The sequence below is a fragment of the Gemmatimonadales bacterium genome, from assembly GCA_036265815.1.
GTDB lineage: Bacteria > Gemmatimonadota > Gemmatimonadetes > Gemmatimonadales > GWC2-71-9 > CAVVWJ01.
Genome location: DATAOI010000117.1, coordinates 1 through 21,360 on the forward strand (window position 1 = coordinate 1; position 21,360 = coordinate 21,360).

The window sequence follows — 21,360 nt, forward strand, 5'->3', positions numbered from 1 at the left end:
GGCGCGGACCCTTTCTTCGATCTGCTCGCCGGTCGCGCCGTCGACATTCTTCCAATATTGGAACGCACGTTCAAGCACGGGCGCCAGGACACCTCCGAGAAGGCTGCCAGACACCTGATCGACGAAGCGGTCGCGCTGGGCATCGTTCCAGACTTTGCGCACCAGCGTGCCCGCCTGACCGAAATCGTCGTCGTTGGCACGGAGGGTATAGGCGCTGCGGACCATTTCGCCGTCGCTCTCCCATCCATCCTGCACCGAGCCGGTTTCATCCGCCCACGGACGGCCTCCACTGTTGGGGGCATAGACCGGCGCGTTGCCGCTGTGCTCGTAAGCCATCTGGCCGTCGAACATATATGTGTTGACCGGCACTCTGGGGCGATTGACCGGCAATTGATGGAAGTTGGTGCCGATGCGGTTGCGCTGGGCGTCATTGTACGCGAAGGCGCGGCCGAGCAGCATCTTGTCGGGCGACAGGCCGATCCCGGGGACCGTATTGCCCGGCGAGAAAGCGGCCTGCTCGACCTGCGCGAAGAAGTTCTCCGGATTGCGCTCGAGCGTCATCGTGCCGACCTTGATCAGCGGGTAGTCCCCGTGCGGCCAAGTCTTGGTCAGATCAAAGGGATTGATCCGATAGGTTCTGGCCTCGGCATAGGGCATGACCTGCACCGACAGGGTCCAGCTCGGATGGTCGCCGCGCGCGATCGCCTCGAACAGGTCGCGGCGATGAAAATCGGCGTCGGAGCCGGCCATGGCGGAGGCCTCCGCGTTGGTGAAGAACGCCATGCCCTGATCGGTGTGGAAGTGATACTTCACCCAGGACTTCTCGCCGGCCGCGTTGACCCACATGTAGGTGTGCGAGCCATAACCGTTCATGTTCCGCCACGTGCGAGGCAGTCCCCGCTCACCCATCAGGTACGCCACCTGGTGCGCTGACTCGGGATTGCTGGTCCAGAAGTCCCATTGCATGTGATTGTCGCGAAGGCCTGAATCGGGGAGCCGCTTCTGGCTGCGGATGAAGTGGGGAAACTTCATCGGATCGCGAATGAAGAATACCGGCGTGTTGTTGCCCACCAGATCGTAGTTGCCCTCGTCGGTGTAGAACTTCAGCGAGAAGCCGCGCACGTCCCGCCAGGTATCAGGGCTTCCCATCTCTCCCGCCACGGTGGAGAAACGCGCGAGCATGTCGGTCGTCGCGCCTTTGCGGAACAGCGCCGCTCTGGTGAACGCCGAGACGTCTTCCGTCACTCTCAGAATCCCGAAAGCGCCCGCGCCCTTGGCGTGCGGCTGGCGCTCGGGAACCTTCTCGCGGTTGAAATGCGCCATCTGCTCCAGAAAATGGACGTCGTGAAGGAGGATGGGACCGTCGCGGCCGATCGTCAGAGAGTCGCGATCGCTCGGCGCCGGGGTGCCCGTGCTCGTCGTGGAGCCGCTCGCCTGCTTGTCGGAATCGGCCATGTGCGCTCTCCTTTGAACATCGGCATCATGTGGGTCACGCGGCTGGTCCTGCTTCCGCGCCGCCTTTGGACGGCACGACGACCCCGTGAGAGGGCAGGTGGTCTTTCACGGCCTGACCTGCGCGCTGAAGCCGGCCGCGTTGAGCGCCTTCACGAGCGCGGCGGCCGGGAAGTCGCCCGTGACCTCAAAGGTTGTCGCCCCCGGAGTGGCCGTGTCGGCGGTTACGCCGTCCACGGTCGCGATCGCCTCCTTGATGGCCGCGCAACACAGATCGCAGCAGTTGTGGATGCCCGAGACCTTCAGGCGCTTCACCCTGCCCCGGGGAATACTGCTCGCGGCCTGCATCGCCAGGCGCGCGTTGTCGGTGCTGCCGTGGAAGCCGGCGGCCGCAATGGCGTCGAGAGCCTTCTGAGCCGCCGCGCCGTCCCTGGCCGTGAGCGCCACGGTCTTCTTCTCGATGTCGCAACGGGATGCGACCCCCGCCACGTTCTTCACCGCGGCGTCAACCGCATCGACGCAGCCCTGGCAGCAGAGGTGGACGCCCCTCACTTCCACCTGGATCTCATCGTTTCGACGCCGGTACGCGACGGCGTACACCGCCGACCGCGCGAGAGGCAGTGGATCCTCCGAGACCTCGATGCCGTCCACGAGCCGGGCCGGGTCGAAGAGCAGCCGGCGCTCGACGGCCACGTTGTCCGCGAGCCGGGAGGTGACCGCGATGGTGCCCAGCTCGACCTGCCGTCGCCCTTCGGGCCAGGGTAGAGAGCCATCATCGATCGGGTCGCCTTCGTCGGCGAGCTGGACGAGGAGGCGGAACCTCGCGGGGCCCCGGAGCAGTCTCTCTCGAAGCTCTTCGAAGAGAAAGCTTTCCGGCCGGCGGGCCGCCTCTGCGGCATCCAGGTGCTCTTCGCCTGCCTCCGGCCGGACGCGGTATCGGCCGGCGCGGCTCACGCCTTCACGGTTGGTAAAGCGGAAGGCGTTCACGCCGTAGTACGACTCGGTTGCGAAGCTGGCCGGAACCGGCTTGGGCGCCTCCGCGAACCGCTTCGCCTGCGGATGGCTCGCCAGAAAGTCGGCGAGCGGTGTCGGACTCGGGACCTCGGGCCCGCTCGCGGCCAGAGCGCGGACGAAGACCAGGAACTCTTCGGCGGTGCGGACGGGAAAGCCGTCGTACGATTGAGCCACGATGTCGGTGACGATCCCACCCGGCAGGTGGAACTTGATCGCCATGCCTCTCGGGCTGGCCAGCGGGTCGCCGTCGGGGACGGTGGGGACGCCCGCGAAGTCGGAGAACCGGACCGTTACCGGCACCGGGGTGTCTTGGAGGTGCGGCGCCCGGCTGACGGAAGCCGCGGTCGACGCCGGGTTGAAAGTCCCCTCACAGACGATGCCTTTTGCGTGAACAGCCCGGTAGCCGGGGTGAACCCCGAACAGGGCCTGCAGCGCGTCCACGATCTGTTCGTACAAGAGCTGTTTCTCCGGTGCGAGCCTACTTGCTGACCTTGCCATCGCCTCGCTCCTCTTCGGCCGACACAACCGGCCGCCGAACGATGCCGTCCCGACCTTCGTCGCACCCCGCCGCCATCAAAGACCCGGACTCTGCTGAGTCATGCCGCCGTCGACCACGACGGTCGTGGACGTCATGTAGCGCGCCTGATCACTTGCCAGGAAGGCCACCACGCCGGCGATCTCCTCCGGCTCCGCCATGCGGCCCAGCGGGATGGCCGCGTTCAGCCGCTCCATCATTGCCGGATCCTTCATCGTCACCCGGTTGATCGGAGTCGCGACGGCGCCTGGCGCGATCCCGACGACGAGCACGTTGTGAGGCGCCAGCTCGACCCCGGCGGTGCGGGTCAGCATGCGCATCCCGCCCTTGGACAGGCAATAGGCGATGTTGCCCGGCATCGGCCAGTCCTCGTGCACGGACGTGATGTTGATGATGCGCCCGCCGCCGCCTTGCTTGATCATCTGGCGGGCCGCGAACTGGGTGCCGAAGAAGGCGCTCTTGAGATTCGTCCGCAGCACCTGGTCGTACTGGGCCTCCGTCGTCTCGAGCACCGACGTGCGGGTCTCGATGCCGGCATTGTTGACCATGACGTCCAGCCGGCCGAACTTCTTGACCGCGCTGTCGATCAGGCGTTCGAGGTCGGCGACCTTGCCGACGTCAGCCTCGACACCGAAGGCCTGATGGTCGAGCGCTGCCACCTGTCGCTCGAGGGCCTCCGTCGCCTCCGGATGCATGATGTAGTCGATGACGAGATTCGCACCCTGCTTGGCCAGCTCCAGGACGATGGCCCTGCCGATGCCGCTGTTGCCGCCGGTGACGATCGCGACCTTCCCTCTCAAACTCACGCCCGTCATGACACCCTCGTTCACGCCCTTGGCGCGGCCAATAGTGTGGTGAGCGCGTTCCGATCCACGGCCTCCTTCTCGATCAGCAGCTTGGCCAGAGCCTCGAGTATGTTGCGCTTCTCCTCCAGCGTCTCACGGACCCGTTGACGGGCGGCCTCCAGCAACTTCCGCATTTCGTCGTCGATGACCCGAGCGGTGTCTTCACTGTACTCACGCTCGCTGACGCTCGGGCCCCTGAGGAACAGAGCCTGCCGCGGCCGCTCGAATGTTCCCAACCCCAGCGCGTCGCTCATGCCGTACTGGGTCACCATGTGCCGCGCCAGGTCGCTCGCCCGCTGTAGATCGTCGTGGGCGCCCGTCGAGACATCCCCGAAGATGATCTCCTCTGCTACCCGGCCCCCGAGGAATACGTCCAGGCGGTCTAGCAGTTCTGCGCGTGTCATCAGATACCGGTCTTCCGTGGGCTGTTGCTGCGTATAGCCGAGCGCGGCCACCCCGCGCGGGATGATCGAGATCTTCGAGACCTTGTCGGCATGTTCCCGTGACTCGGCCACCAGGGCATGCCCCGCCTCATGATGGGCGACGATCTCCTTCTCCTTCGGGCTGATGATCCGCGACTTCCGCTCGAGCCCCCCTACGATGCGGTCGATCGCCTGGTCGAAGTCCGTCAGGGCCACCGCGTCCTTCCCCTCCCGCGCCGCGTGGAGCGCTGCCTCGTTGACCAGATTCGCCAGATCGGCCCCGACGAACCCGGGCGTCCGGCCCGCGATGACGGACAGATCGAGGCCCGGAGCCAGCGTGACCTTCCGGGTGTGGACCTCGAGGATCTTCTCCCGGCCCTTGAGATCCGGCCGGTCGATGACGACCTGCCGGTCGAACCGCCCTGGCCGCAGGAGCGCCGGGTCGAGGATCTCCGGCCGATTCGTGGCCGCCAGGATGATCACGCCGGCTTGGGTGTCGAACCCGTCCAGCTCTGCGAGGAGCTGGTTCAGTGTCTGCTCGTGCTCGTCATGCCCTCCGAACCCGGGATTGACTCCCCGCGCCTTTCCGACGGCGTCGAGCTCATCGATGAACACGATGCTCGGCGCCTTCGCCTGGGCCTGGACGAAGAGGTCGCGCACGCGCGCCGCCCCGACCCCGACGAACATCTCCACGAAGTTCGACCCGGTCAGGCTGAAGAAGGGGACCCCGGCCTCTCCGGCCACCGCCTTGGCCAGCAGGGTCTTCCCGGTTCCCGGCGCCCCGACCAGGAGCACCCCCTTCGGGATCTTCCCACCCAGGCGCCGATAGCGCGCCGGGTTCTTCAGGAAATCGACGATCTCCATCAGCTCGCCGCGGGCTTCATCGATGCCGGCGATATCGTCGAACGTGACCCCGGTCTGATGCTCCACGTACACCTTCGCCCGGCTCTTGCCGATGGACATCAGCCCGCTCTGCGGGTTCATCCGCTTCATCACGATCATCCAGAGCCCGAAGAAGATCACCGCAGGCAGGATCCACGACAGCAGCGTCGACACCCATGGATTCGCCACGTGCCCGGTGAACCGGATGTGGGCGGCCTCGAGCTCCGGCACCAGCCCCGGGTCCTCGACCCGCGTCGTCACGAAGCCCGGCGCGCCCTTTCCCGCCCGCTTGATCTCCTCGATCTTCTCCTTCGGCAGCACGCCTTCCAGACCCGTGAGCGCCAGCGTCCCGGTGATCGTGTCCTTGTACAGCATCAGGTCACTGACCTTGTTCGCCTTCACCAAGCTCTTGAACTCGCTGTATGACACCGTCTCCGGATGAGGTGCCAGCAGGATCGCCTGAATGCCGAAGAACAGCAGCATGGCCGCCACGGTGTACCACATGGAAAACGCCCGTTGCTTCGGTTCCATCGTTCCCCGTTCAGTGCCCGTGCCGCGTCAGATCGCTTGGGCGGGCGGCCGGAAGGATGAAGCGCTCGACCGCGTTGGCAAAGCCTTCCTCCTCGTTGGAGGTCGTCACGTGCGTGGCTTCTCGCTGCACCTCGGGGCTGGCATTCGCCACCGCAATGCTCAGCCCGCTCTTGGCGAACATGAGCACGTCGTTGGGCTGGTCGCCCATCGTGGCGATCTGCTCGGCCGGAATGCGCATGGCATTGGACATCCACGTGACCACCGCGCCCTTGTTGGCACTCGGATGGGTCACGTCCAGGTAGTACGGCTGCGAGCGCGCCGCCGAGACCTGCCCGGCGAACGCCGTCTGGGTATCGGACTCACAGCGCTTGACCGCATCCAGGTCGTCGCTGACCGCGACGATCTTGACCACCTGGTCCAGGAGGCCCTCGAAGCTCGGAACGACGGTCGGCGGGAACTGGACGGTCGACTCCTCCCGGGCAACATGTGGCGCCTCTCTCTTGCGGACGAACCAATCCTTGCCCCGGTAGACCCAAGCGGGCAGGCCGTGCGCATCCACGGTCTCGATGACGCGCGCGGCCACGCTGGCCGGCAGGGTGTGCTGCTCGACGAGCGTCATGTCCGGACGGACGAACATGCCGCCGTTGAAGCCCGGGATGATGGTGGTCAGGGCGAGCGGCTCGACCAGCATGGTCATCCCGCGCGGCGGGCGTCCGCTGGTGATGGCGAAGGCGATGCCGGCATCACGGAGGCGGTGGACCGCCTGGATGGCGCGGGGGGTCAGGACCTTGTCCTGGGTGACCAGGGTGCCGTCCACATCCGCGATCAGCAGGCGGATCTGTAGCGGCCCTTCCTGGGAGCGATCGGCGCGTGCCCCCGTCATCGGTTCCTCCTCTCCCGGGATCTGCCCTGCGCGGGTGGACCCGCGTCTCCCGAGCGCGTCAGTCGACCGGCCGCGGCTTCATCGACGAGCCAGGTGACCGTCCCGTCTACGGGAGAGACGGCCGCCGCCGGCCGCGCCGCACGGCCGGGACGACCCTCCAGCACGTCTTGCAGCGCCTCGGCCTTGTTCGGACCGACGACCAGGAACATGATCTCGCGCGCCGCATTCAATACCGGGAGGGTGAGCGTGATGCGCTCCACCGGCGGCGGGAGGGTTCCGGGCGGGCTGGCCACCACCCACCGATCCGTCACCCGCAGGGACGCGGCGCCTGGAAAGAGGGACGCGGTATGCCCGTCATCGCCCAGACCCAGCAGGACCAGGTCGAATCGTGGCGGATCACCGCTCTCACCGACCCCGAAAGTCCTGCTGAGCGTGGCGGCGTATTCCTGAGCGGCGGCGGTAGCGCTTCCGAGGCGTGTCGGTACCGGAAACACCCGGCTGGCGGGTACGGAGGCCGGCTTCAGCAGAGTCTCCTGCACCATGGCGAAGTTGCTGGATGGATCGTCCGGCGGCACGAACCGCTCGTCCCCGAAGAACAGATACGTATGAGCCCAATCCATCCGGCCGCGGCGGGGCGGCTGCGCCAGCAGCCGGTAGCTCTTCTTCGGGGTCGAGCCGCCCGCCAATGCCACCATGGCGCGGCCGCGGACCCGGATGGCCTCCCGCGCGACCTGCACGATCTGATCGGCGGCGTGCGCCGCCAGCTCGTCGCCGTCCTTGAATATCCTCAGTGGCGAAGACATGATCCTTCAGCCAGCCACCTGGGTCGCTTCGCCCTTTGACGCGATGGACTTCATCAACTCGTCCCAGGACCGGACGAACGCTATCGCTCCGTCCTCCTGAAGGCGGGCGGCCAGGGCATCGATATCGATGCCGGCCTTGGTGAACTCGGCGAGGACTTCCTCGCAGTCACCGCCGTGGGCCGGCATGACGGCCCCGAGCCGGCCGTGGTCCGCGAGGGCTTTCAAGGTCCTCTCCGGTATGGTGTTGATCGTGAGCGGCGCGGCGAGCGACGTGATGTAGAGCACGTCGGACGCCTTCGGGTCCTTGGTGCCGGTGCTGGCCCACAGGAGCCGCTGAACCCGCGCCCCGGCGTTCGCCAGGCGCTGCCAGCGCGGCGAGTCGAGCAAGTCGCGGTACGCCTTGTACGTCCGCTTTGCGATCGCGATACCGAGCCGATCGCGCAGCGCATCAGGTGCCTTGCCCATCACCGCAACGTCCCAGCGGCTGACGAACAGCGAGGCCACCGAGAAGACGTCGGGCTTCAGCCCGGCGGCGAGCCGCCGCTCGATGCCCCGCAGGTACGCTTCGGCAGCCGCGACATACTGCTCGCGGGAGAAGAGGAGCGTCACGTTGATCGGCACGCCCGCGAAGGTCGCCTCCTCGATGGCAGGGAGACCTTCCCGAGTTCCCGGGATCTTGATGAAGAGATTGGGCCGGTCCGCGCGGTCGTGAAGCTCCTTGACCGCCGTGATGGTGCCGGCCGTATCGTTCGCGAGCAGCGGTGAGACCTCCAGCGACACCCAGCCATCCACGCCGCCCGTCTGATCGTGGATCGGCCGGAACAGATCGGCGGCTTGTCTCAGGTCCTCCAGTGCCAGCTCGAAGAACAGCGATTCGCGCGACTCCCCGTCCTTCCCTTTCCGGCGGATGGCCTCGTCGTAGTCATGACTGTTTTTGATGGCGTGATCGAAGATGGTGGGGTTCGACGTGAGCCCTGTCACCGAGAACTCCTGGATATACCGGCGAAGCGTACCGCTCATCAACAGACCGCGGGTGATGTTGTCGAGCCAGAGGCTCTGACCCATCTCATGGAGCTCTTGAGTCGCCTTCATCAGGACACCTCCCTGGGTCGGGGCTGGTGCGAGCCTCCGACGGGCGCCGACCGGATCCGCGACGCGACAGGCCGCCTCGCGCCCGCGGCCGGCGTCAGATGCTGGCCAGCTCGCCAAAGTACTCGTGGTCCTCGTTGTAGCCGCCTTCGCCTCGATTGATCGACCTGACGTCCTCGACGAATTCGATCCCCTGGACCCACTTGACCATCTTGAAGCCGAGCTGGTTCTCGACCCGCAGGCGCAGCGGGGCCCCGTGGAGATGGCTGAGCGGCGCGCCGTTCATCTCGTAGGCCAGCAAGGTTTGCGGGTGCAGAGCATTTTCGATCGCGAGACTGCCGTAGAATTGGCCGCCCTCCGCTCCTTCGCCGAATGAATAGAAGACGACGGCCTTCGCGCACGGCGTTGGCCTGACCACCCGGACCAGTTCGGCCACTGGCAGCCCGCCCCATTCGGCAATGCCCGACCAACCCTGAATGCAGTGGTGCAACGTGACCTGGGTCTTCATTCTCAGCGCCCGGAGGTCGTCCAGCGACAGCTCCACCGGGTTCTCCACCAAGCCGTACACTTTCAGACGGTAGTCCTTGAAATCGCCCGCGACCAGCGCGGTCCACTCGTCGCAGGTCGGCACCTTGCCGTTGACCCAGAAGAAGGGGGAGACGTCCTCGCGACGGAACTCGGCCCGTGCGGCGGCCCGGTCGAGCAGACACGCCATGACCGGCGTGACGACCGCCTTGGCGGCGTGCTGGACGGCTCGGGGGTACCTCCACGCCGCCCGATTGGCCAGCCCGTTCAGCAGGACGACCACGCCGATCCCTGCCAGGCCGAGGTCCAGGCCGATCGGGTGGGCGTCATCCGTCCCCATCACGATGTGGTTCATGTTCCGGACGAAGTCCGTGAGCCCGACCATGGTCACGTGCGCAATGATGAAGACGACGAAGGCACACATGACGAGGAAGTGGATCGATCGGCCGACCTGGCGGTTGCCGGGCAGCTTCGGGTACCACGTGAACCGGGCCGTGAAGGCCGGGGACATCGAGGGGCCGGTCAATATCGCCAGAGGGGCCAGGAGGAACACGACCCCGAAGTACGCCAGTTGCTGGAGCGCGTTGTAGTGGTAGAAACCGTTGGGCTCCGGCGTCAGGTGGAAGGTGGCGTAGTGGACGAAGACGGCCCAGGCGTCGGGTACGATCCGCCATGACGTCGGCACCAGCCGCCTCCACTGCCCGGTTCCGAACAGGAGCGCGACGAAGGCCACGCCGTTGCCTACCCAGAACAAGACGCTGAGGAAGTGCCAGTGCCGGGCCATACCGACCGTGTGCCGGTGGCCGGGCAAGCCGATCCAGGCCGAAAGAGGCCGAGAATCGTCTTTTGCCGTCCAGACGCGATCTTTCGGCACCTGGATCGGCGTGAGTCGGAGCCACTCCGTGCCGGGGGTGCAGTGGACGTTCCCGTACAGCCGGGGATGGTCCATGAGGATCTGCAAGCCGCTGCGAATGAGGAGCACCAGGAATAGCAGGTTCACGTAGTGGGTGATGCGCAGCCAGGCCGGGAAGCCGTAAGGCTCCGCCCGTTCGAGCATCGACGTGAGGCTGGACGACACCGTCGGAAGGCCAAACGTACCCCACTGGATGTACGCCGCGGCAACCGGGAGCAGCAGCAGCGAGACGAGCAGCAGGACCGTGTTGGGTCGAACGCGCATGGGATCACGCCGGCATCATCTGCGACCTTCGAGAACCTTCTTCAGGACGAGCGCCTCGTTGTGCTCTTCGTCCCGCGCGCCGTAGAGCAGGGTAACGGTGTGCGTCTTGCTTTTCTGCCTCAGCAGCCTGAGCGCATCCTTCTTCGCACGGAGCTCCTTCCGGTACCGGGCTTGAAACTGTTTCCATCTACCGGGAGCGTGGCCGAACCACTTGCGCAGCTCCGTGCTCGGGGCCACGTCCTTCAGCCACAATGTCACCGCGGCGCGCTGTTTGGTCAAACCGCGCGGCCACAGGCGATCGACCAGGATTCGCAGGCCATCCGTTCGGGAAGGCTTCTCGTAGACTCGCTTCAATCGGATCATGGCTCCGATTCTCCCTTACTGGTCATGGCGGCACCGTTCCCACCTGAAAATCCCGCCCTTCCCAGCGTCCTGCTACCGTCCAGAAGAAGGTGAAGCGGACCGGAGCCCTCTGCGCCGGCGGCACCTGGATGTCCACGTAGTGATGGCCGGTATCGATGGGCGTGGAGTCCGTGTCCTGGGCGCGCTGCCATTCGTCGCCGGTCCACCGCAACCGGAACGAGGAGGCCGCCTGGATCCGCAGGGTGCCTCCGGTCGATACCGAGCGCACCTGCCGGTTGAATGTCCAGATCTCCAACCGCGGCACCGTCCGGCGGGTGCGGTAACGGTCGGCGACGGCCGAGATCAGGCCGACGACCTGGCCGTCCGCGGCGGAGCGCACCAGCTGGATGTACTCGGCATGCGCCCAGGCCAGCGGCATGGCGCCTCCGGTAGGGCGGCCGAAGCTCATGTGGGCCCCGGGACGATCCGGCAACGCCCACACTTGCTCGGGCAGCAAGCACGTTTGCGTGGCAAACCCGTCCATGGCCCGGATGAACGGCCCTACGTCGCGCCCGGCCGCCAGCTCGTAGTGCCCCCGCTCTCCCGTGAGCAGCGGCCAGGCGTGTCCGTATCCCCATCCCTGATAGGGCCCGCCATCTTCCCGCTGCCCGTAGCCGTCGTGGTTGTAGCGTCGCCAGCAGGGGCCGAACGGGGTGTTTACCCGGAGGATCGCGTCCACCACGCGGAGTGAATCCTCGATCAGCGGGTCCCCCGGCTTGCGGATGCCGTAGCGGACCAGCTCGAGGAACCCCGCATCCACGATGTCCTTGGCCGGAAATGCGGTGGGCGCCCCGGGCGGCTGGTTGCGCAGATCCAGGAGCCCGTGGTTGGCGTCCTCGTCAGGTTGGGGATCGCGGACGTCCGCCGGATGGATGCGGATGAAGTGGCGGCGAATGCTCGGGACCAGCGATCCGTCCGTGGTCACCGTCCACCGTTCGAGGTGGGCGTCGAGAAAGTCGGCGTACTCTTCGAGGTAGTGCGCGGTGGCCGGGTGGCCCCGCTCCCGCGCGAAGGCCGCGGCACAGATGAGGGCGGCTATCTGGACGGCCAGGGTCGAGGGCGAGTACCCGCTGTTCTCCTCCCAGCGCTCCTGCGGGGTGACCGGGCCATGGTGGATGAGATAAGCGGCCGCCTTCAGCACGACCGGATACGGGTCGAAGTCCTGGAGCGCCTTGGCTTCGTGCAACCGCCAGGCGAACAAGATCGGGAAGGCCGTCTCGTCGAGCTGGGTACCGCGCCAGTACGGCTCGCCGTTGATCCAGAAGTTCTGGTAGAAGCCGCCGTCCTCGTTCTGGGCGGAGGCCAGATAGATCAGGGCGCGGAGCGGCACCTCCTTGCCGCCGGCGGCGAGCAACGCGGTGCCGCTGTGGCACATGTCCCGGGGCCAGACCAGATGGTAGCCCCCCAGGTTGTCGTCGCTCGCGGACTCGCCCCATGGAATGCTCAACGACGCGATCACGGCCCCATCGTAGGTCTTGTCCTCGTGCGCCAGGAGCACGCCGTGGCTCACGTGGTAGAGGCGCCCGCCGTCCCCCGTCGCCTTCTCCGTCAACGGCAGCAGGTGACGGCTGGCGCGCTGCCACTGCTCGACGAAGCGCACACGGTGCCCGGAGAATGGCGTCGCCAGGGCCTGCGTCATCGTGACGAGGGCGTGGTGCAGGGTGTCGCCGAAGGCCAGCGCCAGCACGAACTCCCGGCTCTGTCGGATGTCGAGCTCGCCGGTCAGAGCGATGTTGCCATCGGGCGCACAGTCGAACTCCCAGTCCATGCGGAAGTCGTGAGCCAGGTCCTGCCAGCCGTCGGTCGTCCCCACGTAGCCGCACGAGCATCGCCGGAACGGGACCGAGGCGCCCAGCACGAGCCAGGTACCGCCCTTGTGCGCGGCCAGCACCTTGCCCCAGCTGGTGGCCACCACGTTCCCGCTGTTGCCCCGGCCGCCGCCATCCAGGTGCGGCGCGAGCAGGGCGTAGAGGCGCAACCGGGCGAGGACGTCGTCCTCCGCCTCCAGCCGCGTGTGGACGAGCACACAGGGCCGATGCGGGTCGGCGATGACCTCCTTGACGATGCGATAGCGCCGCCGGGGATCGACATTGGTGATGCGATAGCCCAGCGTGTCGGCGGCCAGGTACTCGTGGGTGTTGTCCAGATGGCGCTCGTCGCGGAAGAAGGTGGTCCCGTCACTGACGAGGTATTGCAGATCGCGAATCTGGGGCCGATCGATGGTCGGATAGTAGACCTCGTTGAGGATGCCCTTGGACACGGTGAACCAGACCCGGCTCACCGCCGAGTAGGCGGTCCCCACCCCGTGCTTGTCGCTCCGTGTCCAGCGGGGCTCGATCCCGGGACCGCCGCTCGACGGATGCCCGCGCAAGACGACCACCATCATCCCTCCGTGCCGCGAACGCCTGCTTCGTGTGCCAACGGCGGCAGGACCTCGTAGCCCGAGGGCCTCCGGTGGTACTCGAGCGCGAAGCGGGCGATGCAGTAGAGGGTCAGCATGCCGCCGATCACGACCGGCTCGATGCCGATGACAAGGCCTCCCACCATGACGAGCAGGCTCCCGGCCAGGAGGATCGGCCAGAAGGATGGCCGTGGCATGTGGATGGGCTCGAGCTGGGGCTCGGCAGGAAGCGGTTCGGCAGGAAGCCGGCGGCCCGCCTCGTCCCCATGCTTGCGCAGCCAGAGCTCATCCCGGTCGCGCACGATCGGGATCCGGCTGAAGTTCCAGGGTGGCGGTGGCGAGGAAATGGACCACTCGAGCGTCCGGCCGTCCCAGGGATCAGCCCCGGCCGGCCCGGCCGAGCGCGTGGTCTTGACCACGTTCACGAGGAAGACGACGAAGGACAGGGCGATGAGAAACGCCCCGATCGTGGAGGCAAGGTTCCAGAAGGTCCAGCCGAGATCCGGCGCGTACGTGTAGATCCGGCGCGGCATCCCGATGAGCCCCAGGTAGTGCATGGGAAAGAACGCCAGGTTGAAACCCAGGAACATGAGCCCGAAGTGCCACCGGCCCAGGCGCTCGTCCAGCGCCCGGCCGAAGATCTTCGGCCACCAGTAGTACACGCCCGCGACGAGGCTGAAGATGGAGCCGCCGAACAGCACGTAGTGAATGTGGGCCACCACGAAGTAGCTGTCGGTCTGCTGCAGGTCCACCGGCGGCGAGGCATGCATGACCCCGGAGAGCCCCCCCATGGTGAACATGCCGACGAAGCCCAGGGCGAAGCAGAGCGGGGTCTTGAATCGGAGGCGGCCCCCCCAGAGCGTCGCGAGCCAGTTCAGGATCTTCACGCCGGTGGGAACGGCGATCAGCATGCTGGCCGACGAGAAGGCGGCGTCGGCCACCGGCCCCAGACCCACCGCGAACATGTGATGGCTCCAGACGCCAAAGGACAGAAAGCCGATGAGGATGCCGGAGTAGATCACCATCGGGGCGCCGAACAGGGGCTTGCCGGCGAACGTGGGGATCACCTCGGAGGTGATCCCCATGGCCGGCAGGATCAGGATGTAGACCTCGGGGTGGCCGAAGATCCAGAAGAGATGCTGCCAGAGCAACGGGTCGCCGCCCGCGGCCGGGACGAAGAAGAGCGTGCCGAAGAAGCGGTCGAACATGAGGAGGATGAGGCCCACGGTCAGCGCCGGGAAGGCCAGCAGCACCAGGAACTGCGTGACCAGGGCCATCCAGACGAACACCGGCATGCGCATGAGGGTCATGCCCGGGGCCCGCATGTTGATGATGGTCACCACGAAGTTCAGGGCGCCCAGGATCGAGGAGATGCCGAGAATCTGGATGCCCAGCATCCAGAAGTCGACGTTGAGCCCGGGAGAGAACTGCGCCGACGTGAGGTTCGCATAGCCGAACCAGCCCGCGTCCGGGGCGGCACCGAGGAGCCAGCTCGCGTTGAGGAGGAGCCCGCCCGCGAGGAAGATCCAGTAGCTGAGCGCGTTGAGACGCGGGAACGCGACATCCCGTGCGCCCAGGAGGAGCGGGACCGCGAAGTTGATGAAGGCCGTGGACAGCGGCATCACGGCCAGGAAGATCATGGTGGTCCCGTGCATGGTGAACAGCTCGTTGTAGGTCTGGGCCCTCACCAGCGTGTTGTCCGGCCTGATGAGCTGAGTGCGCATCAGCAACGCCTCGAGACCACCGAGAAGGAAGAAGGCGAAGGCGGTGGTGCCGTAGAGCACTCCGATGCGCTTGTGATCCACCGTCGTGAGCCAGGCCCACACCCGGCGCTGGCCTTCCAGATCCAGGATGAACGCCGATCGCGTGGCCACCATCCGTCCTCGTCGAGGCACGTCACTACCGTGCCTTCGGATTCGCCTCGCCTCTCCGCTCACTCCAGTAGCCCGGCCGGCCGTAGTAGTCGTGCAGGCGCCTCTCGTACTCGCGCTGCACGTGACCTGACGAGTCGTACTCCGGGCTGTTCTTGACCTTCTCGCGTGTCATGTCGACCCGCAACAGGGACTCGCTCCAATCCACGCGGGTGATCCACTCCGACGACACGAGCACCTTCCTGCCGAACCACCAGTTGCTCGTGTCCACGACCATGTAGCGGATACACCACGTCTCGTCGTCCACCAGGAAATCCTCGACATGTCCGATATCGCCGTCCGTGGCCGCGATGTGGTAGCCGATCACGGCGGCCGAGCTCCTGAGATGCGGATCGCCGCTCTCCTGAGGCCCCCACTCCCAGCGCCGCTCGTGCTCGAGGGTGGCCGACCGGCCCGGAGACACGACGGGGAAGGGATAGCCGCCCCACAGGTACGGCCCACTCCAGTACGATGGATACCCGTAATACCGGTAGTACTCGATCTCCTGCTGCCGCGACACCGGCCGGTCCGTGTCGATGTCCGGACTTTTCTCGACCTGGGCCTTCGTCAACGCGGCGTCGATACGCCGGTCATCCCAGTCGATGTCACCCAGTGCCCTCGGCGAGATGAGGACCTTCCGGCCCCCCAGCCAGCCGCCGGTGTCGACCACCAGGTGCCGGATCGTAAAGGACGTGTCGTCGAAATAGAACGCCTCGACGCGTCCAACGTCGCCGTCGGTCGCCCCGATCGTAAATCCCCTCAGAGCGTTCACGCTCCTGAGCATCACCGGCTCCCCTTCAGGGTGCCTTCAAGACCGCAAGTGGTAGTGAGCACGTCTCCAGAATGGCTCGCGAAAAGTCCACCGCCGGGGCGAGGGCGTACGCGTGGTGCAGCGCCCACCGCTCGTGCTGACCCGCCCAGAAGGCCGGCAGTTGGACCAGGCGCTCGTAGAGGCTCGGCGCGCATTCGCGGCCCGCGGCGAGAACCACACCGGGACGAGCCGCCCAGACCCAGGTGTTCCAGAGACACCCGCTGGCCAACTGCCCGTCCGCGACCGAGGGCCCATCATGAAATCGTCGGATGCCGTAGACGGCACTGGGGCCCGCCCAGCCGACACGTTGACCAGGCTCGATCCAGCCACGCTCCGTGTCGGACCCGCGCGGTGGCACGCCAAGCAGGATCATCCACCCCGGCTGCCGTTCCACGAAGTCCGCCATCTCCGCCACGCGCGCCATGAGCACCCCTTCCTCCCCGATGACGCGATCCGAAGGAAGGAACACCACCGTTGCCCGGGGCTCCCGCGCCTCGATCCACAGGGCGGCGAGGAGCACGGCGGCCCCGGTCCCTCGATCATCCGGCTCATCGAGCACGTGGGGGCCCCCCTCCTCGTCGACATGGCTCGCCTGGTCTCGAGCATGGCCCGGTAGGCCAACCACGAGCGTGCGCTCCGGCGGAATGACTCGTCCAATTCCCTCCAGGGTCTCGCGTAACCGCGTTCGCGCTCCGGGCCGACGGTCTTCTCCTTCCCCGACCACGACGGCCCACCGGCCTACATGCCCGGCCGACTTGATTTCATCCGGGCGACGGATGGTCCACTTGCCCGCCTGCACCATGACGTGCTCCTCTCCGCGGTCACGCGGTGGCGGCGGCATGCCGCGGAACCGCCATTCCCCGTTCGGCCATCGTCTTCAGGGCGCGGCCGGGGCTGCCGAGATCGCACCACGTGAGACCCGGCATCTTCACGACGGCAAGAGGCTGTGAGCACGCCTCCAGAATGGACCGCGAGAAGTTGGCCGCCGGCGCAAGAGCGTACGCCTGGCGGACCGCCCATGCTTCATGGGCGGTACCCCGGAACGACGAGAGGCGGGCCAGCCGGTCGGCCATGCTCGGCACGCACTCCCGCCCCGCGGCGAGCACCACGGAAGCCCGGGCGACAAAGACAAACGTGTTCCACAGACACCCCTTCGTGAACAATCGTTCCGCGGCTTCGCTCGAAGGCTTCTCCTGGAACCGCCGGATGCGGTAGATGAGGCCGTCCCCGGCCGCGCCCACGGATTCCCCGGGCTCGATCCAGCCATACTCCGTCTCCGGTTGGGTCGGCTCCGCCCCGAGCAGGACCATCCAGTCCCGCTGCCGCTCGACGAACCTCGCCACCTCGATCACCCGCTCCATGAACTCGACTTCCTCCGGAATGAAGTGGTCCGAAGGACAGAACACGACTGTTGCCGATGGGTCCCGGGCCTCGATCCACTGCGCGGCGAACAGAATTGCGGCGGCGGTCCCGCGGTCCGTCGGCTGCGTGAGGAGATGCGGAGCCGGTCGTTCGGCACATTCCGCCGCCAGATATCGTCCATGGCTCTCGAGACCCACCACGACCGTCCGCTCGGGAGGAATGGCCAACCCAACGCGGTCCAGTGTCTGACGCAGGAGCGTTCGTGGCCCCAGCAGAGGGACGAACTGCTTGGGGCGCTCGTCGCCGCACAGGCGGCGAACAAGTGACCGTAACCTGACCCCCTCGCCGCCCGCGAGTACCACCGCCCATGGAGACCCACCGCGATCGTTCAGCTCGCCTTGACGCGCCATAGCATCGCTCCCTGTAGGAACCGCTCCCTTTCGTCGATCGTCGATCCGTCGCGAGGCACCGCTCGACACGCTACCAGTCGATTGAATGAGCACCTCATCAAGAAGGAAGCCATTCGCGTTAAGAAGGCGAAGGAACCCGCATTAGGAAAGCGTTATGGATGCGGTCCGCTCGGTCTGCTATGCTTCCGCATCGATGGGCGCAGAACCGCGTGAGTTGAACCAGCCCTCACCCGACGACACCTCGGCGAGGCCTGTCACCCGCTCGCTGGCGCACCCCCGGAGCTGGCCCGCCTACGCTCAGGGCGCGGGCGTCGTCGGCTTCTGCACCATTCTCGCCTGGGACATGGCGTCCTACTTCACGCTCAGCAACCTGTTGATGATCTACCTCATCGGGACGGTGGGCGTCGCCACCCACCTCGGGCGAGGTCCATCGATCGTGACCGCGGTGCTGAGCGTGCTCGTCTTCGACTTCTTGTTCATCCCGCCTCGGTTCCGCTTCGCGATCTCGGACGTGGAACATCTCTTCGCGCTCGCCGTCGTCGTGGCGGTCGCGGCCATCATCAGCAGCCGCTCGGCACGCCTCCGGCAACACGCCGTCGCGGTACGCCAGTACGAGCGGGAGGCCGCCGCGGCCGCCGCGGCCGCGCGCGCGGTGCAGGTCGCCCAGCTCCAGGGCCTGGCCGCGGCGGCGCTGGCGGTGAGCTCGACCCTCAGCGTCGACGAGACCCTCGAGATCCTGACCGAGAGGGCGCGTCAGATCATCGATTGCCACCTGGCCATCTCCGGCCTGAGCACCGACCAGGACTGGGGACACGCGATCCACGCGGTCGCGTTGTCGGACAAGTATGCGGCGTGGCGGGACTTCGCCCAGAAGCCGGACGGGTCCGGGGTGTACCGCCTCGTGTGCGAGGCGAACCGTCCCATGCGCCTGACCCAGGCCCAGCTCGAATCGCACCCGGCGTGGCGGGGCTTCAGCAAGGCTGCCGGCGCGCATCCGCCGCTACGCGGCTGGCTCGCCGTGCCGCTGATCGGCGTCGACGGCCGCAACATCGGGCTGATCCAGCTCTCCGACAAGGACGCGGGCGAATTCACCGAGGCGGACGAATCGATCCTCGTGCATCTGGCCCAGATGGGAGCGATCGCGATCGAGAAGATCCGATCGTACGAGGATGCCGAATGGCGGCGGCGAGCGGCGGAGCAGCTGTATGCCATGAGCCACGATGTGGCCGCCGCCCTGGACGTGCCCAGCCTGCTGCACGTGGCCCTCCGCCATATTGGCGAGGTCTTCGGCACTCGTGTCATGATGCTTTTTCCCGACGCCGAGGGGAAGCTGGCGCCGCGCTGGCGATATCCGGAGACCGGCGGGCCGGAACCCGGCGAACTGGCCGCGGGCCGATGGGCCTACGAGCATGGAGAGGCCGCGGGGTTGGGGACGCGCGCGTTCTCCGCCGAGCGAACGCTCCACTTGCCGCTAGTGGGTGCGCGCGGGACCATCGGCGTGCTGAGCCTGGTCCCGCGAGACGCGGGCGGCCTCCTGGACCGCGGACACCTCCTGCTCCTCGAGACCTTCACCAGCCAGATCGCGCTGGCGCTGGAGCGCGCGACGCTCGCGGAGCAGGCTCACGAGGCCCACCTCCGCATGGAGACGGAACGGCTGCGCAGCTCACTGCTCAGCTCGATATCCCATGACCTGAGAACTCCACTGGCCACGATCACCTTGGCCGCGTCCAGTCTCCTCTGGCGACACGAGGAGTTCGATCCGGAGACCCAACGGGAGCTGAAGGAGTCGATCTACGAAGAGGCGGAGCGCTTGGCCAGGCTCGTGGACAACCTCCTGAACATGACCCGGCTCGAGTCGGGCATCCAGGCGCGCAAAGCGCGTCAGCCACTCGAGGACGTGGTCGGCGCCGCACTCGCCCGGATGGAGCGGCGCCTCCGCGGCCGATCCCTGACGACCAGTCTCCCGCATGACTTGCCTCTCGTTCTCATCGACGACGTGCTCATCGAGCAGGTCCTGATCAATCTGCTGGACAACGCGATCAAGTACACCGGATCGGAGAGCCCACTGGAGCTCTCGGCATTCGTGAGTGACGGCGTGGTCACGGTGCAACTGGCCGATCGGGGGCCGGGACTCGATCCCGGCGACGAAGAGCGGGTCTTCGAGAAGTTTCATCGGGGCGCATCTGGTCCCCGGCAGGGCGCCGGGCTGGGACTCGCGATCTGCCGAGGCATCATCGACGCTCACGGCGGCCGCATCTGGGCGGAGAACGGACCGGATGGAGGCGCGGTGTTCCGCTTCACCTTGCCCATGGAATCAGTGCCGGCAGATATCGAGGCCCCCCATGGTTGAGGCGATGCGACCCGGGGTGCGGGCGTCCTCATCAGGCCCGAGCGGCGAGCCCGCCAAGGGGCCGACGGTGGTCGTGATCGACGACGAGCCACAGATGCGGCGTTTCCTGCGGGCCGCGCTCGAGAGCCTGGGGTATCGCTTCCATGAGGCCGCGACCGGTCAGGATGGCCTGGCCGAGGCGGCCACGCGTCAGCCCGACGTCATCATCCTCGACCTGGGGCTCCCGGACCTCGACGGGCTCGAGATCATCCGCCGCGTGCGCGAATGGAGTACGGTCCCCATCATCGTCCTCTCGGCCCGGGATCAGGAGGGCGATATGATCAAGGCGCTCGACCTGGGCGCGAACGATTACGTGAGCAAGCCCTTCGGGGTCGGGCTGCTGCTGGCCCGCCTGCGCGCGGTGCTCCGCCACGCGGCCCTTGCCAGCCAGCAGCGGGCGGAGCCGGTCTTTGCCGTCGGCGCCCTCCGGGTGGATCTGATGCGCCGCCGAGTCTCGGTGGATGGGGCGGAGGTCCACCTGACGCCGACCGAGTACAGGCTCCTGGCGACCCTCGTGCGGCACGCCGGCCTCGTCGTCGTCCACCAACAGCTCCTCCGGGAGGTCTGGGGGCCGAATCACGACGACCAGGCGAACTATCTGCGGGTCTTCATGCTCCAGCTCCGGCGCAAGATCGAGGCCGACCCGGCGCGCCCTCGCTACCTCCGGACCGAGCCGGGCGTCGGATACCGGCTCACCGTGGATTGATCCGCAGCCACACGGCCAGCTCATCGGCCCCGCGCGCTCACCCGTTCCTAACGCCGATTCTTTTGTCCTCCTAACGCGACCGTCGCTTCTCTTGACGACGCCCTAATCCGGTCCGGGTGTCCACTCATGATCGGTGGAAGCGTCACACGGGGGCGGTCGGAGGCGCTCGAGCCAGGTTCGTGCTTCGCCGAATCGCGGTACGGGAATCCGCCGGGAGGAGTCCGAGCCGTGTGGGCCGAGGCGAGGGTGAGGACGAATAGCGACTGGGTGCGGGAGCTACGGGGGGGTGGCGAGGAGCAGGCGGCTGCGCTGGGCGCGTTGCGGGCCTACCTGGTGCGCTCCGCCCGCCACGGCCTCCAGCGCAGCCGTGGGCATCGGGCGCACCATTCGTTCGACCTCGACCAGCTCGCCGAAGACTGTGCGCAGGACGCGCTGCTGGCGATCCTGGGACGTCTCCCCGATTTTCGCGGCGACAGCCGCTTCACGACCTGGGCGTACAGGTTTGCGATCAACATGGCGTCGGGTGCCGCCCGCCGCGAGGCGCGGAACCACGTATCGCTCGACGGATTACTCGCCATGCGGGGCCGCGCGTGGCTCCCGGCCCCCGAGCCCCTCCCCCGCGACCCGGAGCAGGAGGCGCGCCAGGCCGAGGCGTGGACGATCATCCAGGCAGTGATGGACGCCGATCTGAGTGAGCGACAGCGGCGGACACTGCAGGCAGTGGTCGCCGACGGCGTGCCGCTCGAGGACCTGGTGCACCGAGGGGGCGCAACGCGGAACTCGATCTACAAGCTCTTGCACGACGCTCGTC

General features: G+C 67.0%; 17 protein-coding genes. 3 read left to right on the plus strand and 14 right to left on the minus strand.

Annotation, left to right across the window (positions count from 1 at the left end):
- From VHR41_21125 to VHR41_21190, 14 genes are all read right to left on the minus strand, one after another.
- Positions 1-1,455: catalase (locus VHR41_21125; protein ID HEX3236709.1), on the minus strand; the 1,455-nt coding region annotated here is incomplete at its 3' end.
- A 105-nt stretch (positions 1,456-1,560) separates the two neighbouring features.
- Complete coding sequence (locus tag VHR41_21130; GenBank protein ID HEX3236710.1) at positions 1,561-2,922, minus strand: catalase; 1,362 nt, start codon at positions 2,920-2,922, stop codon at positions 1,561-1,563.
- A 117-nt stretch (positions 2,923-3,039) separates the two neighbouring features.
- On the minus strand, positions 3,040-3,816 hold the full coding sequence (locus tag VHR41_21135) for a glucose 1-dehydrogenase (GenBank protein HEX3236711.1): 777 nt from the start codon (positions 3,814-3,816) through the stop codon (positions 3,040-3,042).
- Between the two features lie 11 nt (positions 3,817-3,827).
- Positions 3,828-5,681 (minus strand): ATP-dependent zinc metalloprotease FtsH, encoded by a 1,854-nt coding sequence (gene ftsH, locus VHR41_21140; protein ID HEX3236712.1) that lies wholly within the window; start codon positions 5,679-5,681, stop codon positions 3,828-3,830.
- A 10-nt stretch (positions 5,682-5,691) separates the two neighbouring features.
- Positions 5,692-6,564 (minus strand): Cof-type HAD-IIB family hydrolase, encoded by an 873-nt coding sequence (locus VHR41_21145; protein ID HEX3236713.1) that lies wholly within the window; start codon positions 6,562-6,564, stop codon positions 5,692-5,694.
- Positions 6,561-7,367, minus strand: a complete 807-nt coding sequence (gene pgl / locus VHR41_21150; protein HEX3236714.1) for a 6-phosphogluconolactonase — start codon at positions 7,365-7,367, stop codon at positions 6,561-6,563. The genes VHR41_21145 and pgl overlap by 4 nt, the downstream gene beginning before the upstream one ends.
- 6 nt (positions 7,368-7,373) lie before the next feature.
- Positions 7,374-8,459 (minus strand): transaldolase, encoded by a 1,086-nt coding sequence (gene tal, locus VHR41_21155; GenBank protein ID HEX3236715.1) that lies wholly within the window; start codon positions 8,457-8,459, stop codon positions 7,374-7,376.
- 94 nt (positions 8,460-8,553) lie between these two features.
- Entirely contained in the window at positions 8,554-10,158 is a 1,605-nt protein-coding gene (locus VHR41_21160; GenBank protein HEX3236716.1) for a molybdopterin-dependent oxidoreductase, read from the minus strand.
- 15 nt (positions 10,159-10,173) lie between these two features.
- A complete protein-coding gene (locus VHR41_21165; protein ID HEX3236717.1) occupies positions 10,174-10,521 on the minus strand; it encodes a DUF488 domain-containing protein in 348 nt (115 codons plus the stop codon).
- A 22-nt stretch (positions 10,522-10,543) separates the two neighbouring features.
- Positions 10,544-12,946, minus strand: coding sequence for a glycoside hydrolase family 15 protein (locus VHR41_21170; GenBank protein HEX3236718.1), 2,403 nt, complete (start codon positions 12,944-12,946; stop codon positions 10,544-10,546).
- Entirely contained in the window at positions 12,943-14,838 is a 1,896-nt protein-coding gene (ctaD, locus tag VHR41_21175; protein ID HEX3236719.1) for a cytochrome c oxidase subunit I, read from the minus strand. Before ctaD ends, VHR41_21170 begins: the two co-directional genes overlap by 4 nt.
- A gap of 22 nt (positions 14,839-14,860) precedes the next feature.
- Positions 14,861-15,643, minus strand: a complete 783-nt coding sequence (locus VHR41_21180) for a PRC-barrel domain-containing protein (protein HEX3236720.1) — start codon at positions 15,641-15,643, stop codon at positions 14,861-14,863.
- A 25-nt stretch (positions 15,644-15,668) separates the two neighbouring features.
- Positions 15,669-16,523, minus strand: coding sequence for a hypothetical protein (locus VHR41_21185; protein ID HEX3236721.1), 855 nt, complete (start codon positions 16,521-16,523; stop codon positions 15,669-15,671).
- Positions 16,504-17,454 carry a sugar phosphate nucleotidyltransferase gene (locus tag VHR41_21190; GenBank protein ID HEX3236722.1) on the minus strand — a complete coding sequence of 317 codons (951 nt, stop codon included), beginning with the start codon at positions 17,452-17,454 and terminating at the stop codon, positions 16,504-16,506. Before VHR41_21190 ends, VHR41_21185 begins: the two co-directional genes overlap by 20 nt.
- A gap of 154 nt (positions 17,455-17,608) precedes the next feature.
- On the opposite strand from VHR41_21190, the gene VHR41_21195 reads away from it, so the two are divergent.
- The 3 genes from VHR41_21195 to VHR41_21205 all read left to right on the plus strand — a co-directional run.
- On the plus strand, positions 17,609-19,804 hold the full coding sequence (locus tag VHR41_21195; protein ID HEX3236723.1) for an ATP-binding protein: 2,196 nt from the start codon (positions 17,609-17,611) through the stop codon (positions 19,802-19,804).
- A 4-nt stretch (positions 19,805-19,808) separates the two neighbouring features.
- A complete protein-coding gene (locus VHR41_21200) occupies positions 19,809-20,549 on the plus strand; it encodes a response regulator (protein HEX3236724.1) in 741 nt (246 codons plus the stop codon).
- Positions 20,550-20,795: 246 nt separating this feature from the next.
- Positions 20,796-21,360: sigma-70 family RNA polymerase sigma factor (locus VHR41_21205; GenBank protein HEX3236725.1), on the plus strand; the 565-nt coding region annotated here is incomplete at its 3' end.

What these genes read in the sequence shown, in the direction of transcription:
- VHR41_21135 (HEX3236711.1), bottom strand. Translation starts at nt 3,816, where the DNA reads ATGACGGGCGTGAGTTTGAGAGGGAAGGTCGCGATCGTCACCGGCGGC.
- ftsH (HEX3236712.1), bottom strand. Translation starts at nt 5,681, where the DNA reads ATGGAACCGAAGCAACGGGCGTTTTCCATGTGGTACACCGTGGCGGCC.
- VHR41_21145 (HEX3236713.1), bottom strand. Translation starts at nt 6,564, where the DNA reads ATGACGGGGGCACGCGCCGATCGCTCCCAGGAAGGGCCGCTACAGATC.
- pgl (HEX3236714.1), bottom strand. Translation starts at nt 7,367, where the DNA reads ATGTCTTCGCCACTGAGGATATTCAAGGACGGCGACGAGCTGGCGGCG.
- tal (HEX3236715.1), bottom strand. Translation starts at nt 8,459, where the DNA reads ATGAAGGCGACTCAAGAGCTCCATGAGATGGGTCAGAGCCTCTGGCTC.
- VHR41_21160 (HEX3236716.1), bottom strand. Translation starts at nt 10,158, where the DNA reads ATGCGCGTTCGACCCAACACGGTCCTGCTGCTCGTCTCGCTGCTGCTG.
- VHR41_21165 (HEX3236717.1), bottom strand. Translation starts at nt 10,521, where the DNA reads ATGATCCGATTGAAGCGAGTCTACGAGAAGCCTTCCCGAACGGATGGC.
- VHR41_21170 (HEX3236718.1), bottom strand. Translation starts at nt 12,946, where the DNA reads ATGATGGTGGTCGTCTTGCGCGGGCATCCGTCGAGCGGCGGTCCCGGG.
- ctaD (HEX3236719.1), bottom strand. Translation starts at nt 14,838, where the DNA reads ATGGTGGCCACGCGATCGGCGTTCATCCTGGATCTGGAAGGCCAGCGC.
- VHR41_21185 (HEX3236721.1), bottom strand. Translation starts at nt 16,523, where the DNA reads ATGCCGCCGCCACCGCGTGACCGCGGAGAGGAGCACGTCATGGTGCAG.
- VHR41_21190 (HEX3236722.1), bottom strand. Translation starts at nt 17,454, where the DNA reads ATGGCGCGTCAAGGCGAGCTGAACGATCGCGGTGGGTCTCCATGGGCG.
- VHR41_21195 (HEX3236723.1), top strand. Translation starts at nt 17,609, where the DNA reads ATGGATGCGGTCCGCTCGGTCTGCTATGCTTCCGCATCGATGGGCGCA.
- VHR41_21200 (HEX3236724.1), top strand. Translation starts at nt 19,809, where the DNA reads ATGCGACCCGGGGTGCGGGCGTCCTCATCAGGCCCGAGCGGCGAGCCC.